This is a genomic window from Shewanella xiamenensis (genome assembly GCF_024971755.1).
GTDB lineage: Bacteria > Pseudomonadota > Gammaproteobacteria > Enterobacterales > Shewanellaceae > Shewanella > Shewanella xiamenensis.
Map to the genome: position 1 here is coordinate 2491058 of NZ_CP079718.1, position 18889 is coordinate 2509946.

The 18889-nt window shown below is 46.5% G+C and carries 14 protein-coding genes; 8 read left to right on the forward strand and 6 right to left on the reverse strand.

All coding sequences use genetic code 11. From position 1 onward, the window contains the following. Positions 1-234: 234 nt before the first annotated feature. From hypF to hyaA, 6 genes are all read right to left on the reverse strand, one after another. The gene (hypF, locus tag KXJ80_RS12225; protein WP_218738639.1) at positions 235-2649 is read right to left on the reverse strand and encodes a carbamoyltransferase HypF; all 2415 of its coding nucleotides are present in this window, start codon (positions 2647-2649) and stop codon (positions 235-237) included. A 132-nt stretch (positions 2650-2781) separates the two neighbouring features. Further along, positions 2782-4620 (reverse strand): Kae1-like domain-containing protein, encoded by a 1839-nt coding sequence (locus tag KXJ80_RS12230; RefSeq protein WP_218738560.1) that lies wholly within the window; start codon positions 4618-4620, stop codon positions 2782-2784. Then, the gene (locus KXJ80_RS12235; protein WP_144345444.1) at positions 4601-5179 is read right to left on the reverse strand and encodes a HyaD/HybD family hydrogenase maturation endopeptidase; all 579 of its coding nucleotides are present in this window, start codon (positions 5177-5179) and stop codon (positions 4601-4603) included. Before KXJ80_RS12235 ends, KXJ80_RS12230 begins: the two co-directional genes overlap by 20 nt. A gap of 7 nt (positions 5180-5186) precedes the next feature. Next, a complete protein-coding gene (cybH, locus tag KXJ80_RS12240; RefSeq protein ID WP_037417952.1) occupies positions 5187-5861 on the reverse strand; it encodes a Ni/Fe-hydrogenase, b-type cytochrome subunit in 675 nt (224 codons plus the stop codon). Positions 5862-5882: 21 nt separating this feature from the next. Continuing rightward, the gene (hyaB, locus tag KXJ80_RS12245; RefSeq protein ID WP_037417953.1) at positions 5883-7586 is read right to left on the reverse strand and encodes a nickel-dependent hydrogenase large subunit; all 1704 of its coding nucleotides are present in this window, start codon (positions 7584-7586) and stop codon (positions 5883-5885) included. Positions 7587-7589: 3 nt separating this feature from the next. Continuing rightward, positions 7590-8726, reverse strand: a complete 1137-nt coding sequence (hyaA, locus tag KXJ80_RS12250) for a nickel-dependent hydrogenase small subunit (RefSeq protein ID WP_037427738.1) — start codon at positions 8724-8726, stop codon at positions 7590-7592. Between the two features lie 348 nt (positions 8727-9074). Here hyaA and KXJ80_RS12255 point away from each other — a divergent pair, with 348 nt between their 5' ends. From KXJ80_RS12255 to mdoH, 8 genes are all read left to right on the forward strand, one after another. Continuing rightward, on the forward strand, positions 9075-9542 hold the full coding sequence (locus tag KXJ80_RS12255) for a TlpA disulfide reductase family protein (protein WP_037417957.1): 468 nt from the start codon (positions 9075-9077) through the stop codon (positions 9540-9542). Between the two features lie 3 nt (positions 9543-9545). Continuing rightward, entirely contained in the window at positions 9546-9767 is a 222-nt protein-coding gene (locus KXJ80_RS12260) for a DUF4266 domain-containing protein (RefSeq protein WP_037417959.1), read from the forward strand. Between the two features lie 75 nt (positions 9768-9842). Then, positions 9843-11189: a DUF3570 domain-containing protein gene (locus KXJ80_RS12265; RefSeq protein WP_218738559.1), complete on the forward strand. Its 1347-nt coding sequence runs from the start codon at positions 9843-9845 to the stop codon at positions 11187-11189. 136 nt (positions 11190-11325) lie between these two features. Then, a complete protein-coding gene (locus KXJ80_RS12270; RefSeq protein ID WP_140907351.1) occupies positions 11326-12228 on the forward strand; it encodes an FAD:protein FMN transferase in 903 nt (300 codons plus the stop codon). A 9-nt stretch (positions 12229-12237) separates the two neighbouring features. Next, on the forward strand, positions 12238-12897 hold the full coding sequence (locus KXJ80_RS12275) for a response regulator transcription factor (RefSeq protein ID WP_037417965.1): 660 nt from the start codon (positions 12238-12240) through the stop codon (positions 12895-12897). Between the two features lie 109 nt (positions 12898-13006). Then, on the forward strand, positions 13007-14401 hold the full coding sequence (locus tag KXJ80_RS12280; RefSeq protein WP_088585664.1) for an ATP-binding protein: 1395 nt from the start codon (positions 13007-13009) through the stop codon (positions 14399-14401). Between the two features lie 410 nt (positions 14402-14811). Further along, complete coding sequence (locus KXJ80_RS12285) at positions 14812-16446, forward strand: glucan biosynthesis protein G (protein ID WP_037417971.1); 1635 nt, start codon at positions 14812-14814, stop codon at positions 16444-16446. 23 nt (positions 16447-16469) lie between these two features. Then, a complete protein-coding gene (gene mdoH, locus KXJ80_RS12290; protein WP_037417976.1) occupies positions 16470-18653 on the forward strand; it encodes a glucans biosynthesis glucosyltransferase MdoH in 2184 nt (727 codons plus the stop codon). Positions 18654-18889 lie beyond the last annotated feature (236 nt).

The window sequence follows — 18889 nt, forward strand, 5'->3', positions numbered from 1 at the left end:
CTCCTTGTTCTCGTCACAGATTTGAGCTGTTGTCCGAACAATATGGTGATGCTATCGAATAGGGTTAATTTGATTACGCTAATGTTAAGTGTGATACAAATCCTTAAAGGAATCTTTGATGTTCGTCAGGTTATTAGGTCGTTTTGACCCTGATCAATCAGATTTTGGCCATTTGGTCACGGCGCATATCAAGCTCTACGCAGATATGTCATAGCAGCGGTTTATTTGTGGTTTTTATATTGCCTCTTGATGAATTCCATACCAAAGCTGGCCAAGGGCGATACCGCCATCGTTAACGGGGATATGTTTGTTGGGGAGCACGGTATTGCCTTGGAGATGAAGTTTACTGAGGCAATATTCGAGCAAATATTGGTTTTGAAATACTCCGCCACATAGCGCAATGGGCAGTGATGGATAGCGCGCAGCATAACTACAAATAGCATCTCCAAGACTATGCAAAAACGCGCGGGCGATAATGCTTTGCCTGTGGGAGGAAAGTGGCGCCTCAGTGATGTGCACGATAAGCTGTTTAAACAGTTGGCTACTACACCAAACTTGCACTTGTTGCGGGTCATCCTCTGATGAACTCAGCGGTAAATCGAGGATAAGTGGCGGTAGATGTTGTTTATCGGCGCGTCTTGCTGCGGCTTCTATCAGCATGCCCGCTTGGCCTTCAAATTGTGTGGTGTCAATCAATCCTAAGGCGCAGGCGAGAGCATCAAATAATCGGCCAACTGATGAGCTTTTAATCGTATTGCCACTTTGCCAGATCCGGTGCAAATTGCTTAACGTTAAGGGGGTCAGGCTTTTTAGGATCGGTAACTCTAAGGTTTGTACCGCCGCTAAACTCATTTGTTCAAACAGCAGTGCCAGTAATAATCGCACAGGCTGTTTTATTGCTTGCTCACCGCCCAGTAGGGAGATGGCTTCAAAATGGGCTAAGCGCTCAGCTTTGTCTAACAAGGTCAATAACACTTCACCGCCCCAGAGACTGCCATCATCGCCAAGACCGGTACCGTCAAAACTAAAGCCTAATACCGGATCTTGGTATTGATTGATGGCCATGACGCTAAGCACGTGGGCATGGTGATGTTGCACGCTTAAGGTTTGGATTGAACGATAGGCTCCACTCTGTGTATCAAGGCTTTTCTGTTGCTGCGCTTCTGCCCAGCGCGATGGTGCGTAGTCTGGGTGCTTATCATGGACAATCAGCTCGTGACTGAAATGATACAGGCGGGCGAAGGTGCCTAAGGTGAGCTCGAAATACTGCTCGGCACTGACACTAAAAAGATCGCCAATATGCGGACTTAAAAACACATTTGCACCAAATCCGAAAGCGATAGCATTTTTTTGCTGTGCGCCCACGGCGAGGATTGAGCGTGTTAGTGGCGCTGTTAATGGAAAACTTAATGGCGCATAACCCCGCGCTAGACGCAGCACTTGCACCTGCGGCGTATTGCCATTTGGCTGTTGAATAAGTTGCACAACACTGTCATCACAGCCGTTGAGTATTGGTCGGTTATGATCGACGATGGCATCCACCACATGCCCAAGTTGGCTGATAAGCGCATCGCAATCGGTGATAATGGGCTCGCCCGACACATTGGCGCTGGTGGCCACTAGCGGGCCATTAAATTGGCTAAGCAGTAAGTGATGCAGTGGCGTATAAGGTAAAAATACACCCAGCTTGGGGATATTGGGTGCGATTTCGGGGCTAAGGTCATGCTCATCCAACGCTTGCATCAATACGATGGGCCGTTCCGGCGAGCTTAAGGTTTGCCACTCCGCCTCCGTGCCCGTAACGTACTGTTTTGCCATTTCAATACTCGGCATCATTACCGCCAGCGGCTTCGCCTTACGCTGTTTTCGCTGCCGTAGTTGACTCACTGCGAAGCTGTTTCTCGCGTCACACATCAAGTGGAATCCGCCGAGCCCTTTAATGGCGAGGATGTGTCCTTGTGCAAGCTTATTGGCCGCAGCGGCCAATACCGCCATGCTGTTGTTTTGCGAGTGGAGCAAGGGCGTCAATGCGATTAGCTCACCCTGAGGTGTTTTTAAACTCAGGCGTGGGCCACATTTTGGGCAACTGACGGGCTGAGCGTGGTACCTGCGATTTAAAGGATCTTGATAGGCCTTGGCGCAATCGGGGCACATAGCGAAATCTGCCATGGCGGTATGATGGCGATCATAGGGTAAGGCATTGATAATCGTGTATCTTGGGCCGCAATTGGTGCAATTAGTAAAGGCATAGCCAAAGTGGCGATCCTGTGGATTGCGCATATCGCCTAGGCAATCCTGGCAGGTACTTTTGTCGGCCGACACGGCAACCAGTGCTGCTAAGCTAGGGTCTTTTGTTTCATCACTTTGGCTATCGCTTTGAACAATCTCGAAGTGTGTCTCCGCTAATTTTACCGCTAGCTGTCCATGGGTTATATGGTCGATACGTGCCAGTGGTGGCGGGTTAGTTGCTAACTCTTGGATAAAAATATCCAGTTTTGCGCTCGGTCCTTGCAGTTCTATCATCACGCCCTTGGCATTATTGAGTACTGTGCCAGTGAGTTGCAAATCGGTTGCCCAGCGGTAGACAAAAGGCCGAAAGCCCACGCCTTGTACTATGCCAGTGATATGCAGTTGGCGACGTTCAATCATATCCTGTTGGTTAGCGGATGAGGCTGCTTGTTTCAATTTCAGTCTTCTTTTAGGTTTGTTCGCAACATTAGAAGATAACAATCTATCCTCTAATGTTGCGATATCTCTGGGGCAAACACGAATGTTAAGTATTTATCCAAGGGTGTTTAATTGCCGCTGCTTAACATACAGCGCACCTACAGCAAGGTTATCTCCCTCTAAGTCGAGACTACGATTGACCAGTAACGGGAAGTTTTTACCTAAGCGTAAACTCATGCGTTTACAGAGGGTTTCGTTAGCTAACTCATTACCCGCTAAAGCAATTGTCTGAACTCCAATATTTAAGTCTATATGCTCAAGCCAATTGGCAAGGTAATCGGCGAGGGAGTCCTGCATCGCAAAAGCCAGTTGGCTTGGGTCGCTGTGGCCAGCCACTCTAAAGCTCAACAGTGTGCCAAGGGTTTTGCACCAATTAAGGCTTCGATGGGCTTCGCCTTTGGTGAGAGGGTAATCGATGCGCGGTGCATTCGCTCCCTGATAACGCATGGCTGCCGCCATCAGGGCATCGCTCAAATAGTCTTGTGACTGGGTTTCTTCCTGCGGATTCAAACCAATCAATATCGCGGCAATAGCCCATAGGCTCTGAAGATTATCGCGTCTGCCGTGGAGTTTTAGGCTGAGCAGTTTCAAGTAGTCATCAGGAAACTGACTTTTAAACTTCTGCGCAACCGCTTTTTGCGGGCTGCTGTCGAGCCTGTGGAAAATATCATATCCATTATCGGGCAGCTCAGGCAGGGCAAAAAACAGTGATGTGTCGCCTTTATTATCGCAGGTGACAATTTGGCTCGGATGATCATGGCTTAAGTAAATCACCGCCGCATTTTTGGCCTGCTTATGGCTGGTAAATTTACCATTTAGCAATGCAGCAAAGAGCGCTGCATCGGTAATTGTATGATCTTCTTGATCACCTTCGTAATTCGTTTCACTCTCTACAGAGGATAAGACTTGTACGCTAAGCGTGCCTTGGTGTGAGCGTGTTTTTTTATGCGCTTGCCATTGTGCTTTAAAACCGAGAAAGCGAATGTCTTCCCTTAACGGCTCCGGCGCATTGAAATGTTTGCTGATGTTATTAGCATTATCTCCATTTTGGTGGGACAACTGGGCCCATGCGCCATCAACCCAAGCTAATTTGGGCCTATGGTGCTGACCTTGAAGATAAACCCAATCAATTCCTTTTTGCCGCAAAATTTCGCTAAGAACCGCTACCACGCGACTATAGCCAAAACAAATATCGTATAGCGGCGCAAATAGTTTTTGGTGATCTTGAATGGGTCTTGCGCAAATAAGCGGTTTTTCAATGCTGGATAGCGCAACGACTTGATGATCCTTTAAGCAAAAATGCGCATTTAAGGTGTTTGGATTACAGATCAGCAGTTGTGGTCTGCTGGCATCGCGAGCAAACGGTTCTAAGCTTAACGCTATACCTTCACAGCTTAACGCTAATGAGCCTTGGGTTATTAACTGCTCAGCCATGGCTTTAAGATCGGTTAGCGTGAGGGCTTTTTGGGCAGGGGTTAAGCGGGTTTCACCGTGGCAACAGGAACAGGTTAAATCAATAGCACCAAATTGCGCCGCTTGATTATCGCCAAACAGGGGATAACATTGCTGGCAAAAAGCGGCAACCGATTTATCCATTTGGGGATCATGAGTCTCCAATAAGGTACGCTGGCCTTGTGGCTCATCGATAACTTTAATGCCTGAGTCAACCAACCAAACAGACATTAAAAAGTCAGCGGCAATCGCATCTGCCAATTGCTCTAGCGGCGCTTGTTCACCTTGGGCTTCAATAAAATAGGTTTGTGGACCAAAATCATTGTGGTTGTCGCAACCAATGCTAATATTCAGCGCATCATAATTTAGGTATTGATTACATAAATGCGCATATAAGGGCACCTGACGTGAGCAGGTAAAATCAAATCTGATGTTTTTCATCTTCTATATTTTCACCAAGAGTGACACCACGTTTATAGGAGTCGGGGATCAGCGAGTCGATACTATGATTGGCAATGCGTGTCGCAGTGAATCCAAGGGAGGCTAAGTGGGATAACAGGGTGCGCTCCATCAAAGGAACTGCGGATGCAACTTTGGGGGTGAGGCCGAGTGTCATAGGTTCAAGCACGGTTGGAGTAACACCTAATACAAAGGTTTTTGGCCTGTCGCCAACCATTTCCATCATGTTTAGGGTTTGTAGCATTTCGACTTCATGGGCGCTGCCTTGCCAGTCAATTTCCTGCGGGGCTTTATCAAAGTCGAAGAAATAGACCTCTCCTGCTTCAACGCCATTGGCATTGACTGTATCGACCACGATCAAATAATCGTATTGGCAAATAATCGGAATGAGTCCCTGGGCTAAAGTGCCGCCATCGAGCATCTCGAGCTGATGGGACTCGTGCGTAAACTGATAATTCTCAGTGATGTAATTGACAAAATGTACGCCGATGCCTTCATCGGCGTACAGGACATTGCCAATACCCAGTAGCAATATCTTCATTGGACTCCTAGTGGTGTGAGTCTGGTTTCGGGTAGTCGTAACCAGAGACAATTGAGTCAACTGAGTTATGTTTGAAGCGTATCCCTGACCAAACCGCCATATAGACGTGGATAACCACAAAGATAACGAATGCCCAAGTGAGGTAGTGGTGCCAAATTCTCACCTGTGCCAGCCCGCCCATTTGTGCGGTGATCCAAGCTGCACTGCTCCAAAGCATGCCACCTAAACCTTCATGGTAGACATTGGCATACAGTACGAGACCAGTAATACATATCACAAGCGCAACAAAGGAGATTGCTACATAGGTCACAAATTGCAGTGGCCCGTAAACGCCAGCTTTATGTAAATGTCCCATCCAAATGTAAGATTTTAGTTGGGTAATCCAGCTCTTAATGCTCATCACATCACGAAACGAGCGTCGCTCGATATCGCTACGACTGAAAAAATACAAGTAGAAGCGAGCCAAGGTGACTGCGGTTAAGATAAAACCGCAGATCAAATGGGCAAAACGGATCCAACCTTGTACTAATACATCCGTACTTTCGGGCGCCACAAGAAACGGCCAAGCAATATAGAATCCGGTGATCACCAGCACTAAAATCGTCAGTGCCCGTAACCAGTGGAAAATCCGTATCGCAGGACTAAAAACCAGTGTCCGAATGCGGGTTTCAGAATGGTTCATGTTGCGTTCCCTCCCTCGTTGTTATTGACCATTGGGGCTGACACGGAACTCGCTCAATGCCTGACCTTTAAAATCCATCACGTGTACAGAACACGCCATGCAAGGGTCAAATGAGTGAATAATACGTATCACCTCAAGGGGTTTAGTGGGATCTTCCAGTTTCAAACCAATCAGTGAGGCTTCATAGGGGCCTATCTTGCCATTAGCATCCACGGGACCTGCGTTCCAGGTAGTAGGCACCACGGCTTGATAGTTCTCAATGACACCATTTTTGATTCGGATCCAGTGGCTTAGCATGCCGCGGGGCGCTTCAATCATGGCGTGACCCACATACTCTTTACTTGGATCGATATGGGGTTTCACATAGGTGGTTTCATCTGACTGAATATTTGTTAACAAGGCATCGAAGGTTTTCAGGCCTTCCTGCGCGACGATCACGGTTTGCAGCATCCGCGCAGCCGTGCGGCCTAGGGTAGTGAAGAGTGCTTCTACTGGGAGACCTGTGCGTGCAAGCAAAGCATTGACGGCATCGACCACCACTTTATTGCCACGGGCATAACTGACTAATAAACAAGACAGTGGGCCCACTTCGACAGGTTCACCTTGATAACGAGGTGATTTCACCCAAGAGTATTTACCATCACCATCTAAGGTTGGCAGTTTGCCGTAAACCGTATCCCGCTCAACAAAGCCGGTATAGTTTGGAATGGTGGTGCCATCATACGGATGTTGCGGCGCATCAGCATTGTACCAAGCGTGGCTGACATCTTCGGCGATTAGATCAGGGTTAATATCACTCACACCTGCTAAATCGCCATTCATAATCACGCCTTGGTCGAACATATATTCGCCATTAGCGAGCACAAAGTCATGGGTAGCCATGAAGTTTTTAACATTGACGCCGCCTAGCACGCTAGGCTCAGTACCAAAGGCTTCGGCTGCCATCACGATATCGGCTTGATAAGCACGCAGGATAAAGTCTGTTACGATTGCGTGTTTTTGCTTCCATTCTTGCAGACGTGCAGGGCTCAACATATCGCGTACAGAAGTCACACCACCGACAACTAATGATTGAGGATGTGGCTGTTTACCGCCGAATATTGCAAGCATTTCGGCAGCAACCCTTTGTACTTCAAGGGCTTTAAGGTAGTGAGATAGAGCAATCAGGTTTTGTTCAGGGGTAAACTTATAGGTGCCATTACCCCAATAAGCGTTGGCGAATGGACCAAGTTTTCCGGTTTCGACAAAGCCTTTTACGCGCTCTTGCACAGCCCTTAATTCACCTTCGCCAGCGGCGATAGGCTTATCGGTATATTTGAGGGCGACTTGGGCGGCCTTAGCGGGGTCTGCACTGAGTGCTGAAACCACATCGACCCAATCTAAGCCATGGAGATGATAGAAGTGCACTATATGGTCATGCATATAGAGCGATGTTTGCATCAGCGAGCGAAGATACTTTGCATTCAAGGGAATTTGAATCCCTAAGGCATTTTCCACCGCTTCGGTACCACAGCGATAGTGCGAATAAGTACATACACCACAGATACGTTGCACAATGAGGCCCACGTCCATAGGCGTACGGCCTTTGAGAATAACTTCAATACCACGCCATAACGTAGAGGATGACCATGCTTTGTTGATGACATTATTCTCATCAACTTCAACTTCGATACGTAAGTGACCCTCGATACGGGTGATAGGGTCGATAACAACGCGCTTGCTCATGGGTTATTCCTCCAGCGGCTTGGCAAAAATACTGGCAACAGCGTGGGCTCCAATGCCGACGACAGTCGCGCCTAAAATCACCGCACCGACGGTGTCTGCGGTTGCATCCAATCCATGGAGCAGTTGACGACCAAGGGGTTTCTCAAAGTCAGCCATATCATCCCAGAAATTAGGTTCTGAGCAGCCCATACAACCATGACCAGCTAACACAGGCCAACTGGTATGGTGATTGAAGCGTTCAGTGGGGCAGTTGTTATAGGTATAAGGTCCTTTACAGCCCACTTTATAGAGGCAGTAGCCTTCTTTTGCACCGTGATCGCCAAATTCTTCAACGAATTCACCGGCATCAAAACGGCCACGACGTTCACAGTTATCATGTACCCGTGCGCCATAAGCCCATTTTGGACGATTGAACATATCCAGTGCAGGTAATTTGCCGAACATGATGAAGTACATCAAAGTACCGACAATGTTCTTTTCACTTGGTGGGCAACCGCCTAAGTTAATCACGGGTTTGCTCACAACTTCGTGCACGCCCTTAGCCCCTGTGGGGTTCGGGTAGGCGGCTTGTACACCACCGAAGGATGCACAGGTGCCCACAGAGATAATCGCTGCGGCGCCTTCGGCGGCATGTTTGATTATTTCTAAGCCTGTATGGCCTTTACAGCCCACGGTCAAGAAGCTGCCGTTATTGGCGGTCGGTATCGCGCCTTCCACCGCGAGCAGGTAGCGACCCTTGTAGGTTTCTAAGGCGTGCTCGAGGTTTTCCTCTGCTTGCCAACCCGCAGCTGCCATCAAGGTTTCGTGATATTCCAAGGAGATATGATCGAAGATCAGCGAATCTAGATTGGGGGTGTCGGCACGAACTAAGGATTCGGAGCAACCAGTACATTCAGCCATATGTAACCAAATTAAGGGTACACGGTCGGCTAATTCGGCGGCCTCTGCAACTAAGTTACTAAAGGGGAGTGGTAGGGCGAGCATACCCGTTACCATCGCACTCCATTTCATGAAGTCACGGCGTGTGATGCCATGTTGTTGTAATTTATCGAGTAATGTTTGCTGTTGACGGGGAGCTAATTGGCGCAACGCATCTAAGCGCGCCTTTCCCTGTTCATAGAGGGCTGCATGTGTGTCCATGGGTCAACCTTTTGTTGTTGGAATGTAAATTGTTAAGGGTTTACATAATTGACACATGCAGTTTAGGCGCTAGGCACTAGAAAATTATTGATGCATATCAAGAATTTTTCAGAGATGTGATTAAACTGATTTTGACATTAAATTAACATGATTCAGATCTAATTTCGATTTTGCTAATGGGACAAAATGTCTCACTTTTAACATTTTTGCCGTTAGAGCTCACTTTCCAACCAATTGATGGCTCAGATGTCCATGTGGCATAAAGACTTTATTTATTCTTTTTAAGTTTAAGCAAACCTTAAGATTCAGTTAATAAATTCGAACTGTATTGTGATAAATGGATAGCCTATGAAAAAACTCGTGTTGTTCCTCGGATTATTTAGTGCAAGCGTACTTGCCGCTCCTTCACTTGAACACCTTGTCTTTGATGCACAAAATCAAACTGTTTCACTGAATGAATTTAAAGGAAAAGTCGTTTACGTCGATTTTTGGGCCTCTTGGTGTGGACCCTGCCGTAAGTCTTTTCCTTGGATGAATACCATGCAGCAAAAGTATCAAGAGCAAGGGTTAGCGGTGGTAGCCATTAACCTTGATACCGACAAAGCCCTTGCCGATGCATTTTTAAAGCAAGTACCAGCCCAATTTACGGTGCGCTTTAATCCTGAAGGCGATGTCGCACGTAGCTTCGATTTATTGGGTATGCCCAGTAGTTTTATCTTTAATCGCCAAGGCAAGTTAGTAAATCAGCATGTCGGTTTTTACCAAGACAATATTGCCGATTATGAACAAGAACTGGTGAATCTTTTGAAGGAGTGATCTATGCGCAAAATCACATTAGTTGCTGTCTCGTTAGTGATGCTAGGAGTGAGTGGTTGTTCAAGCTTAGGGGTTGAGCCGTGGGAAAGAGGGCAGTTTGCGCGTAGTGATATGGCGCTTGATAGCGAAAAGTTAGATCAGGCGTTAGATGATCATATTTACTTCAGTAAAGAAGGTAGTAGTGGTGGCCGAGCTTTTGCTGGTGGTGGATGCGGTTGTAACTAAACCTTAATTTAATAATCGTTAATACCTTAGGTTTTCGTCTAAATAAGCTTCAGTGACATAAAGGTGTTGTCAGCCATGACAAATAAGAACAATAAGTTAGACAAAAATGACTCGCAAATTGTGCAACTAAAACCGCAGACAAAACAGATCGCTAGCGCGTTAGCCTTAGCCAGTTGTGGGTTGTTCGCGTCCAATGGTCACGCAACCGAGCTGGCGAAAAATATCGATGACTGGAAAGTTGATGCCGCACTCATGTATTACGGTGAACAGGACAGAGTTCAAGCGATTGAAGCCATAGGTACGGCACAGAAAAACTTTGGTGATGACAGTGTACTTGACCTTAAGCTGGTGGTTGATAGCTTAACGGGGGCCTCAGCCTCGGGCGCTGTCGCTCAAAGTAACAGTCAAACCTTTACCCGTCCTTCAGGCAATGGCCAATATACCGTAGCAGCGGGAGAAACCCCGCTCGATGATACTTTCCACGACACTCGAGTGCAGGCAAATGCGAACTGGTCGCAGGTACTGAATCCCGATTGGAAGGTCAATGGCGGTGTTTATGCTTCTAAGGAATTCGACTATATGTCGATGGGGATTAATGCAGGTGTCGAGCGTGGCTTTAATAAGGACAACACCACGCTGTTTTTAGGCACCTCATATAGCTTCGATGTGGTTGACCCTGTTGGTGGCAGGCCTGTAGCGTTATCAACGATGGCGATCCGCGATAACTTTACCAGCGATGAAGCTTATCGCAGTGCATTTGATGCCACTCGCCAAACTAGTAGCGATGATAAACAAACTGCTGATTTGATGTTGGGTATCACTCAAATTCTTAATCAGCGTTGGTTATTGCAAGCGAACTATGGTTTATCGAGTGTCAGTGGCTATTTAACCGATCCCTACAAAGTCTTAAGTGTCGTAGACAATAACGGTACGACCGAGAATATCGTCTACGAGAATCGTCCAGATTCACGCTTAAAACACAGTTTTTATATGATGACTAAAGGCGCGCTCGATTCGGGAGTGGTCGATTTTTCTTATCGCTATACTACCGATGATTGGGATTTAACCTCACACACCTTAGAAACCCATTATCGTTATTACTTCAGTGGCAGTTTTTATGGTCAGTTGCATCTTCGTTACTATCAACAAGCTGCGGTGAATTTCTATCAACCTTTTTTGATGGCGGAGTCACCATTGCCTGAGTTCGCTAGTGCTGATTACCGCATTGGGGATATGAGCGCCTATACGGTAGGGGTTAAGTTTGGTCACCGTTTGTCAGGCGGACATGAGATGACATACCGCTTGGAATACTATCAACAAGATCCGAAAAACAATGGCACCGAGCTCCCTGGTCAGTTGCAAAACTATGATCTGTTTCCGACTCAAAAGGCGATTACTGCACAGTTTAGTTATTCTTTTTAAAGCTAAACTGTGCTAATTAGTTCACGTTATTACGGTTTGAACTGGGCAACTGAGTTGCCCAGTTCCTGTATGTAAGACTTGTATTTAAACCTGTCATCGGTGAAGCCACATTAAGCACCACCATAAGGAACCCGAAATGCCATCATTTTCTCCAAGTGCGCCATATCGACTCCTGCGCCGTGATTGGGGATTCTTGGGGGAATTTAGGGCAATGGCCAGCCCATGCGAGTTACTCATTGCCAGTCATGATGAGAGTATTGCCTACGATATGCTCGATATGGCAGCTCGGGAGGCGTCTCGCATCGAGCAAAAATACAGCCGTTTTATTGAAGGTAATTACCTGTGGCAGTTGAATCATGCTCAAGGCAAACCAGTGACCATCGATGAAGAAACCTGGCAACTTTTATCCTTTGCAAAACAATGTTTTGAGCTTAGTGGCGGGCTATTTGATATTTCTGCTTGTCCATTGATGCAAGTGTGGCGTTTTACTCCGGACGCCACTCTGCCCATAATGGCTGATATCGCCGCAGCGCGATCTTTAGTGGGATTTGAACGCCTTGAATTTAATTCACACGAGCTAAAAATCCCCACGGGTATGCAACTTGATGTGGGGGGGATTGCAAAAGAATACGCGGTTGACAGCGTGGCCTATGAACTGGCGGAATCCTACCCTAAGATTTCGGTATTAGTGAATTTTGGCGGTGATATTGCTTGTCCTGTAGCGCATTCAGTCCCATGGCAGGTGGGTATTGAAGATCCGCATCGCCTTGATTGTGCAGCCAAAGTGCTCGCTATTACACAAGGTGCTTTAGCGACGAGTGGTGACACAAGGCGTTTTATTGAGGTCGATGGCAGGCGTTATGGGCATATCATTGATCCACGAACCGGATATCCTGTGCGCGGTGCGCCACGGTCGGTGACCGTTCTTGGACCCAATTGCGTTACCGCGGGAATGCTCGCCACCATGGCAATGTTGCAGGGTGAGCAGGCAGAAGCCTTTTTAACCGAGCAATCGGTTCAGTTTAGTCTTTTTCGATAGGGCATCATCATGCGTATCATGTTAGTGGAAGATAATGAGTTATTGGCCCAGGGAATTTGCCTCAACCTTGCCAAAATGGGCATGCAGGTGGATCACTTAAGTAGCTATCAGCAGGCGTTAGTGGGAATAAAAAATGAAACATTTAGCGCTATTGTGCTTGATTTAGGCCTTCCCGACGGTAATGGTAAAGAACTCCTTAAAACATGGCGTTCGCAGGGTGTATCGATTCCCACCATAGTGCTGACCGCGAATACCGATTTTGATACTAAATTGGAGTGCCTAGATGTCGGAGCCGACGATTATTTAGGTAAGCCCTTCGATGTGCGTGAGTTGGCGGCACGTATAAGGGCAATTGTGCGCCGTCAATATGGTCTAGACCATAACAGTTTAAATATTGGTGCATTAAGTATTGATCTCAACACGCGAGAAGTGATTTTTCGCGATCAAAATGTGCCCCTTTCACGCAGAGAATTTCAATTATTACTCGAACTTGCTCAGTCGGCTGGTCGAGTGTTAACCCGTAATCAGCTTGAACAACTCACCTATGGCTGGGATGAGGTGGGCAGTAATTCAATCGAAGTCCATATTCATCATTTACGTAAAAAATTAGCTAATGAGTTAATTAAGACCGTGCGCGGAATTGGCTACACCCTTACGGAACTGAATTAGCCATCTTGCAATTTATGCAAGGATTTAAGTGACAAACTCGACGTTTATCGGTATGAAGTAACTGCTTTATAAGACAGGTTACACTCATACAAACGACGGGGATAACGGGTTGAATCGACTCAAGGTGCTGGATGTGTACTCTTTACGCTTGCTATTAACCTTGCTAATGCTCTCGGGGATTTCGGTTTCAGTAGGGATTTCAAGCTGGTTTAGCACTCGTGATGCGAAGCATCAAATTGAAGAATTATTTGATGCTCAAATGTTGCAAACCGCAAAAATGCTCGAGTTGTTCTACCATGAAGAAGCCGATTTTAAGCTTCCCCAATCACAACCTCAAGTTCTCCACGTTCCGGACAGTCAAGTCAGTAGCTTTGCTGAAAAGGCTGATGCACTTAAGCTTGCCTATGAACATAAACTGGCGTTTCAGATCTGGAGTGAAGCGGGGCAGGCGTTGGTTTTTTCAGACAATATTGGGCGCGAGCCGATCACTAAATTTGTGCAGGGCTATAGTAAAAAAGTATTCGAAGGGGAGCTGTGGCATGTGTTCAGCTTTTTTTCTGTTAAATATAAAGTGTGGATTATCACGGCTCAGCAGGATGAAGTGCGCCAAGAGTTGGTTTCGCAAATTATGCATAACGCAGTAATAGTGCCATTAATTGTGGTACCGTTAACCCTGTTTATCGTCAGTTTACTGTTTTATATTCTATTTCGGCCGCTAAAAACCCTTGAACGGGAATTAATGGCACGCTCACCTAACGATCTCACTCCGTTAGCTATGTCATTGCCTAAGGAATTAGTGCCAGTTCGACGGGCACTCAATCAGTATATCAGCAGTATTGCGCACTTCATTGCTAGAGAGCGCCGCTTCAGTGCCGATGCCGCCCATGAGTTAAAAACGCCATTATCTGTGATTAAGTTACATCAACAGGGGTTAGAGGGATTAGTCGCAGATGAACCTGCTCAGCATATCCACCTTGCCGCGATTGATGCTGGTGTTAAGCACATGAGCCATACAGTAGAACAATTATTGTTGCTCGCTCGTGTCGATTCGATTGCCGAGTTGAATGTGCAATCCCATACCTTGTTGTCTATGGTGGAGGATGCGCTCAACCAACTGATGCCCCTGATCACTGAATATGAGTGGAATATTGACGTGGATGCCGGATTATCCATTATGTGTGACCGTTTTTATATGCTGGTGGTTTTAAAGAATATTATCGAAAATGCTTGTAAATACAGCCCAGTAGAATCTGAAATTAGCATTAGTGCAGCGCAAACCACCACAGGCGTTGAAATAAAGATCGCCGACCGTGGTCAAGGGATGACAAGTGAGCAAATTGCGAATGCCACCGAGCGTTTTTACCGTGTCAATGAAAATGAAGGTATAGGTGCGGGATTGGGATTATCCATTTGTCAGCATATTATTGGCTTACACCAAGGCCAACTAACCATCACTCCCCGTGAAGAGACAGGTTTAGTCGTCAGCCTATTTTTGCCTCGATAGTGTTAAGAGTGTAAGTCAATGAAGTCTCTCTCTGAATCACTTTTTGTATGCTTAGGCTCGCATATTAGCGACTATCACCTAAGATTATTGTCGGTGGCCAGTTTGTAAAACTAACTGATTTTATGTTCATTCTGCGAACTTGGCAGCACTTTATTGGCCTTTGTAACTTTTAAAGATCAATTTGGTATGTTAATTCGAATTTGATATTCTTTAAAAGTATAAGTATATTGCTAAATAGTATTGTGCAAAGGGAGTTAACTGCATCTTTATTTATGAGTTTTTTACTCCTTCTGATATCTTTCGCGATGTGTAACAGTCGGTGTTTTTTTTCGCTCAAACCGCAATAAAAAAATGTCACTGTACATATAAAAAACGTTGATTTCTTAGTTTATTTTTAGGTTACCTATCCTATGGTTAGCTTGTTGCGTTGCCAATCGTTTAAACCTTCTTCACTCATTTGCTCACTGGCGCTTAGCGCGGCGTTCGCCTTTTCGGGCACTGCATTTGCTGATGAGACCAAGCCTGTTGAGAATAAACCTACCACGCCCGTGGTGAGTCCACCCAAGGCAACTGCTCAGCCTGCAAACAAAACGCAAGTAAGATTCACCAAAACAGGCACCTTTGATGGTGAAACTGTGGTGAAATTGGCGCGTAAATTGGCCTCTAAGCCCTATGTCGTGTTAAAAGATCCACTGCCTGCCGGTCTTGCTAAGTTAACCTATGATGAATACCGCGATATTCGTTTTAACCCAGTATCGTCAATTTGGCGCGATCAAGGTTTACCGTTTCAAATGCAAATGTTTCACCGTGGGTTTTATTTTCAAGATTTAATTGAAATTGCCATCGTTGAAGCAAACCAAGCGACCCACTTAGCTTATGAGCCTAAGTATTTCACTGCGGGTGAGGTTATCTCTCAAGCATTACCTAATGATGATATCGGCTACTCAGGGTTTCGTATCCATAACCAATTAAACACTAACGGTATTTTTGACGAGTTGATGGTGTTCCAAGGCGCGAGTTATTTCCGCGCCTTAGGTAAAGGTAACTCTTATGGTTTATCTGCCCGTGGTTTAGCATTAAAAACTGCTGATCCAGAAGGTGAAGAGTTTCCGATTTTCCGCGCTTTTTGGGTAGAACGTCCATCCTACGACAGTAATCTGATCGTGGTACATGCGTTGCTCGATAGCCCGAGTGTTGCAGGTGCATACCGATTCTCGGTACGTCCAGGTGATAACACCCAAATCGACGTTGAAGCGACCTTATTCCCTCGTGTCGAATTAAATAAAGTTGGACTGGCACCTAGCACCAGCATGTTCCTGCATTCATTAAACGGTCGCCACGATACCGATGACTTTAGACCTGAAGTCCATGATTCAGACGGTTTATTGATGTTCAACGGCCGCGGTGAGCACCTATGGCGTCCATTGGCAAATCCACGTCAATTGCAGGTGAGTGCGTTTTCTGATAACTCACCACAAGGCTTTGGTCTTATACAGCGTGAACGTAACTATGCCTCTTATCAGGATCTTGAAGCCCAGTATGAGCGTCGTCCAAGTTTATGGATTGAGCCTGTGGGCAACTGGGGACAAGGTGCGGTTGTTCTGACAGAAATTCCAACAGAATCAGAAATTCATGATAATATTGTAAGCTTCTGGAAGCCGCGTCAGCCTATTCCTGCTGGTAGCGAATATCACTTCGCTTACCGCATGAGCTGGGGCGATGAACCAGTTGCGAAAACCAATTCTGTCGTGGTAAGTCGTACTGCAAGTGGTCGTGCTGACATTGCTAAAGCGACCCCTAGACGTTTGTTTGTCGTTGATTATCATCTAAATGGCGCTATGCCTGATGAGTTACCACTCGCGAAGGTTGAATCTTCTGGTGGAGTAATTTCAAATGTTGTCATCGCGCGTAATGCGGCAAACAATGGTTATCGCCTCGCGTTTGAGTTAGAGCCCGAAGATAAAGACCTTATCGAATTGCGTGCTGAACTCAAGTTCTCTACACCGCGTCAGGTTGAAACCTGGCTCTATCGCTGGACGCTTTAAGGTCCATGACGGAGCAACATAATATGACTGTATCCGAGAATTCGGTACTTGAGACTGAAGTACTCGTGGGTGGTAGCGCTATGCCTAATGAAAGGCCAGGCGCTATGGAGCCCCAAAGTTTAACCCAAATGCCTGAAGGATTTCCACGCCGTAGCACTGTGGCAAATGGAGTCCGTTCACGGGTTTCCCGTCGGGTGTTTGTTGTTGGTGGTGCCTTATTACTATCGGCCTTTGCTATCTATGAAATGGGCGCAGTTTTCAGTATTGGAGGGATTACTCCCCTCGAATATTTGATGTTGGCGTTATTTGCGATTAACTTCTGCTGGATTGCACTGGCGTTTTGTAGTGGTATTGCTGGCTTTTTCCTCCTATTGAAAAAGCCTAAACCAAACGAGCTTGCACAAACTGAGCTGCACACGCGCACTGCGATTTTAATGCCTACTTATAATGAATCTCCTGACCGGGTATTTTCAGCGGTATCTGTGATGGCTGAAGCATTATCGCAAACGGGTCATGGGCATGCGTTTGATTGGTTTATCTTAAGTGATACTACCGATCCTGAAATTGCGCTGTTAGAAGAACAGGCGTTTTTAGTTCTTCGCCAAGAAACCCATAAACATTCTCGTGTTTATTATCGTCGCCGCCGTAAAAACGTCGCACGTAAAGCGGGTAACGTAGCGGACTTTTGTCGTCGTTGGGGCTCGCGTTATGACCACTTGCTGGTCCTGGACGCTGACAGTTTGATGGAGTCATCCACTATCACGGGGTTAGCGCAGCGGATGCAGGCTGATCCTGATGCGGGTCTTATTCAAACGATTCCATCACTGATCAATGGCACCACCTTAATGGCGCGTTTGCAGCAGTTTGCTGCACGCATTTATGGTCCTGTGATCGGTACTGGTCTTGGTTGGTGGGTGCAAAAAGAAGGTAACTTCTGGGGCCATAACGCTATTATCCGGACTGAAGCCTTTATGGGCGCTGCGGGTTTACCTAATCTTAAGGGTAAGCCACCTTTTGGTGGTCATATCCTAAGCCATGACTTTGTTGAAGCTGCATTGATCCGCCGTGCGGGGTGGAGTGTGGTCATTGCATATGATTTACCCGGTTCCTACGAGGAATGCCCTCCATCAATTGTTGACTTAGCGGTACGCGATCGTCGTTGGTGTCAGGGTAACTTGCAACACTCACGTATTCTGCCAACTAAAGGATTGCATTGGGTTAGTCGCTTGCACTTAATGACGGGTATTATGGCGTATTTATCTTCGCCATTTTGGTTGTTATTGATTTTAACGGGGTTGATGCTCGCTTTGCAGGCCCACTTTATTCGTCCAGAGTACTTCACCGATCAGTTCTCATTATTCCCAACGTGGCCAATCATGGACTCGGATAGGGCATTGAGACTGTTCTATATCACTATGGTGGTGTTATTTGGACCGAAGATCTTTGGCGTGTTGTTGCTGTTAAAAGATGGCAAATTTGCCCGCAGCGTAGGCGGGCGCATTAAAGCGATGCTCAGTGTGTTATTTGAAGTCATTCTCTCAGCATTGATCGCGCCAATCATGATGTTCATCCACTGCGGTGCGGTAATGTCGATTCTGATGGGGCGTGATAGTGGTTGGTCTCCACAGCGCCGCGACGATGGTAGCATGCCTTGGTTAACCCTGATTTATCGCCACCGTTGGCATATGCTTGCAGGTGTGATGTTGGGTTATGCTGCGATTTTGGACTCCTTAACATTGCTCGCGTGGATGAGCCCCGCCTTGATTGGTCTGTGGTTAGCGGTGCCCATTTCGGCTTGGACCGGTTCGATTAAAATTGGGGAGTTTTTCAAACGTATTGGGATCCTCGCCACTCCAGAAGAACGCAGTCCTGCGCCTATTTGTATTCGGGCACAAGAAGCGCGTGCGGCTTACCAAGCGCATATTGAACAGCCTTGGACATTAGCTCAATTGCTGAAAGATCCTGCGCTGATGGAGCTTCACTTAGCCATGGTTGATAAACAGCCACTACGTGCCGCCGGAACGCCGATTGAACCAGTTGAAGCCATTGTGCACGTCAAAGTACATGAAGCACAGTGTCAGCAAAGTGCCTTAGCACTCTTTAATCGCCAGGAAATGGCTTTAGTGCTGGCTAATCCGCTAATGCTGCGGAGTTTGCAAAAACTACCAGAACAGTTTGTGCCAGAGGATCTGGTCTCCTTCTGTTAATTACTTTCTATTACGCTAAATAGTAAAAATGCCACTGATGATCAGTGGCATTTTTGTTTTAGGTCGATAGTGAGCTGCATTTTACGAACAGCTTCAGCTATAGTGATCTTAATACTAATCTCGCTCTGGATAATAAATGTATCGCAAACAATTCGTTGCACGACTTACTGGATTGAATTGACTTGCTATAAGCTCGTTTTTTGCGCGTACATTTTCCTTGTTTTCAGCGCAAAGTG

Excerpts from the sequence above, each read along its gene's own strand:
- KXJ80_RS12265 (WP_218738559.1), top strand. The coding sequence starts at position 9,843 with ATGACAAATAAGAACAATAAGTTAGACAAAAATGACTCGCAAATTGTG.
- KXJ80_RS12275 (WP_037417965.1), top strand. The coding sequence starts at position 12,238 with ATGCGTATCATGTTAGTGGAAGATAATGAGTTATTGGCCCAGGGAATT.
- KXJ80_RS12260 (WP_037417959.1), top strand. The coding sequence starts at position 9,546 with ATGCGCAAAATCACATTAGTTGCTGTCTCGTTAGTGATGCTAGGAGTG.
- KXJ80_RS12285 (WP_037417971.1), top strand. The coding sequence starts at position 14,812 with ATGGTTAGCTTGTTGCGTTGCCAATCGTTTAAACCTTCTTCACTCATT.
- mdoH (WP_037417976.1), top strand. The coding sequence starts at position 16,470 with ATGACTGTATCCGAGAATTCGGTACTTGAGACTGAAGTACTCGTGGGT.
- hypF (WP_218738639.1), bottom strand. The coding sequence starts at position 2,649 with ATGATTGAACGTCGCCAACTGCATATCACTGGCATAGTACAAGGCGTG.
- KXJ80_RS12270 (WP_140907351.1), top strand. The coding sequence starts at position 11,326 with ATGCCATCATTTTCTCCAAGTGCGCCATATCGACTCCTGCGCCGTGAT.
- KXJ80_RS12230 (WP_218738560.1), bottom strand. The coding sequence starts at position 4,620 with ATGAAAAACATCAGATTTGATTTTACCTGCTCACGTCAGGTGCCCTTA.
- KXJ80_RS12255 (WP_037417957.1), top strand. The coding sequence starts at position 9,075 with ATGAAAAAACTCGTGTTGTTCCTCGGATTATTTAGTGCAAGCGTACTT.
- hyaB (WP_037417953.1), bottom strand. The coding sequence starts at position 7,586 with ATGAGCAAGCGCGTTGTTATCGACCCTATCACCCGTATCGAGGGTCAC.
- hyaA (WP_037427738.1), bottom strand. The coding sequence starts at position 8,726 with ATGGACACACATGCAGCCCTCTATGAACAGGGAAAGGCGCGCTTAGAT.
- KXJ80_RS12235 (WP_144345444.1), bottom strand. The coding sequence starts at position 5,179 with ATGAAGATATTGCTACTGGGTATTGGCAATGTCCTGTACGCCGATGAA.
- cybH (WP_037417952.1), bottom strand. The coding sequence starts at position 5,861 with ATGAACCATTCTGAAACCCGCATTCGGACACTGGTTTTTAGTCCTGCG.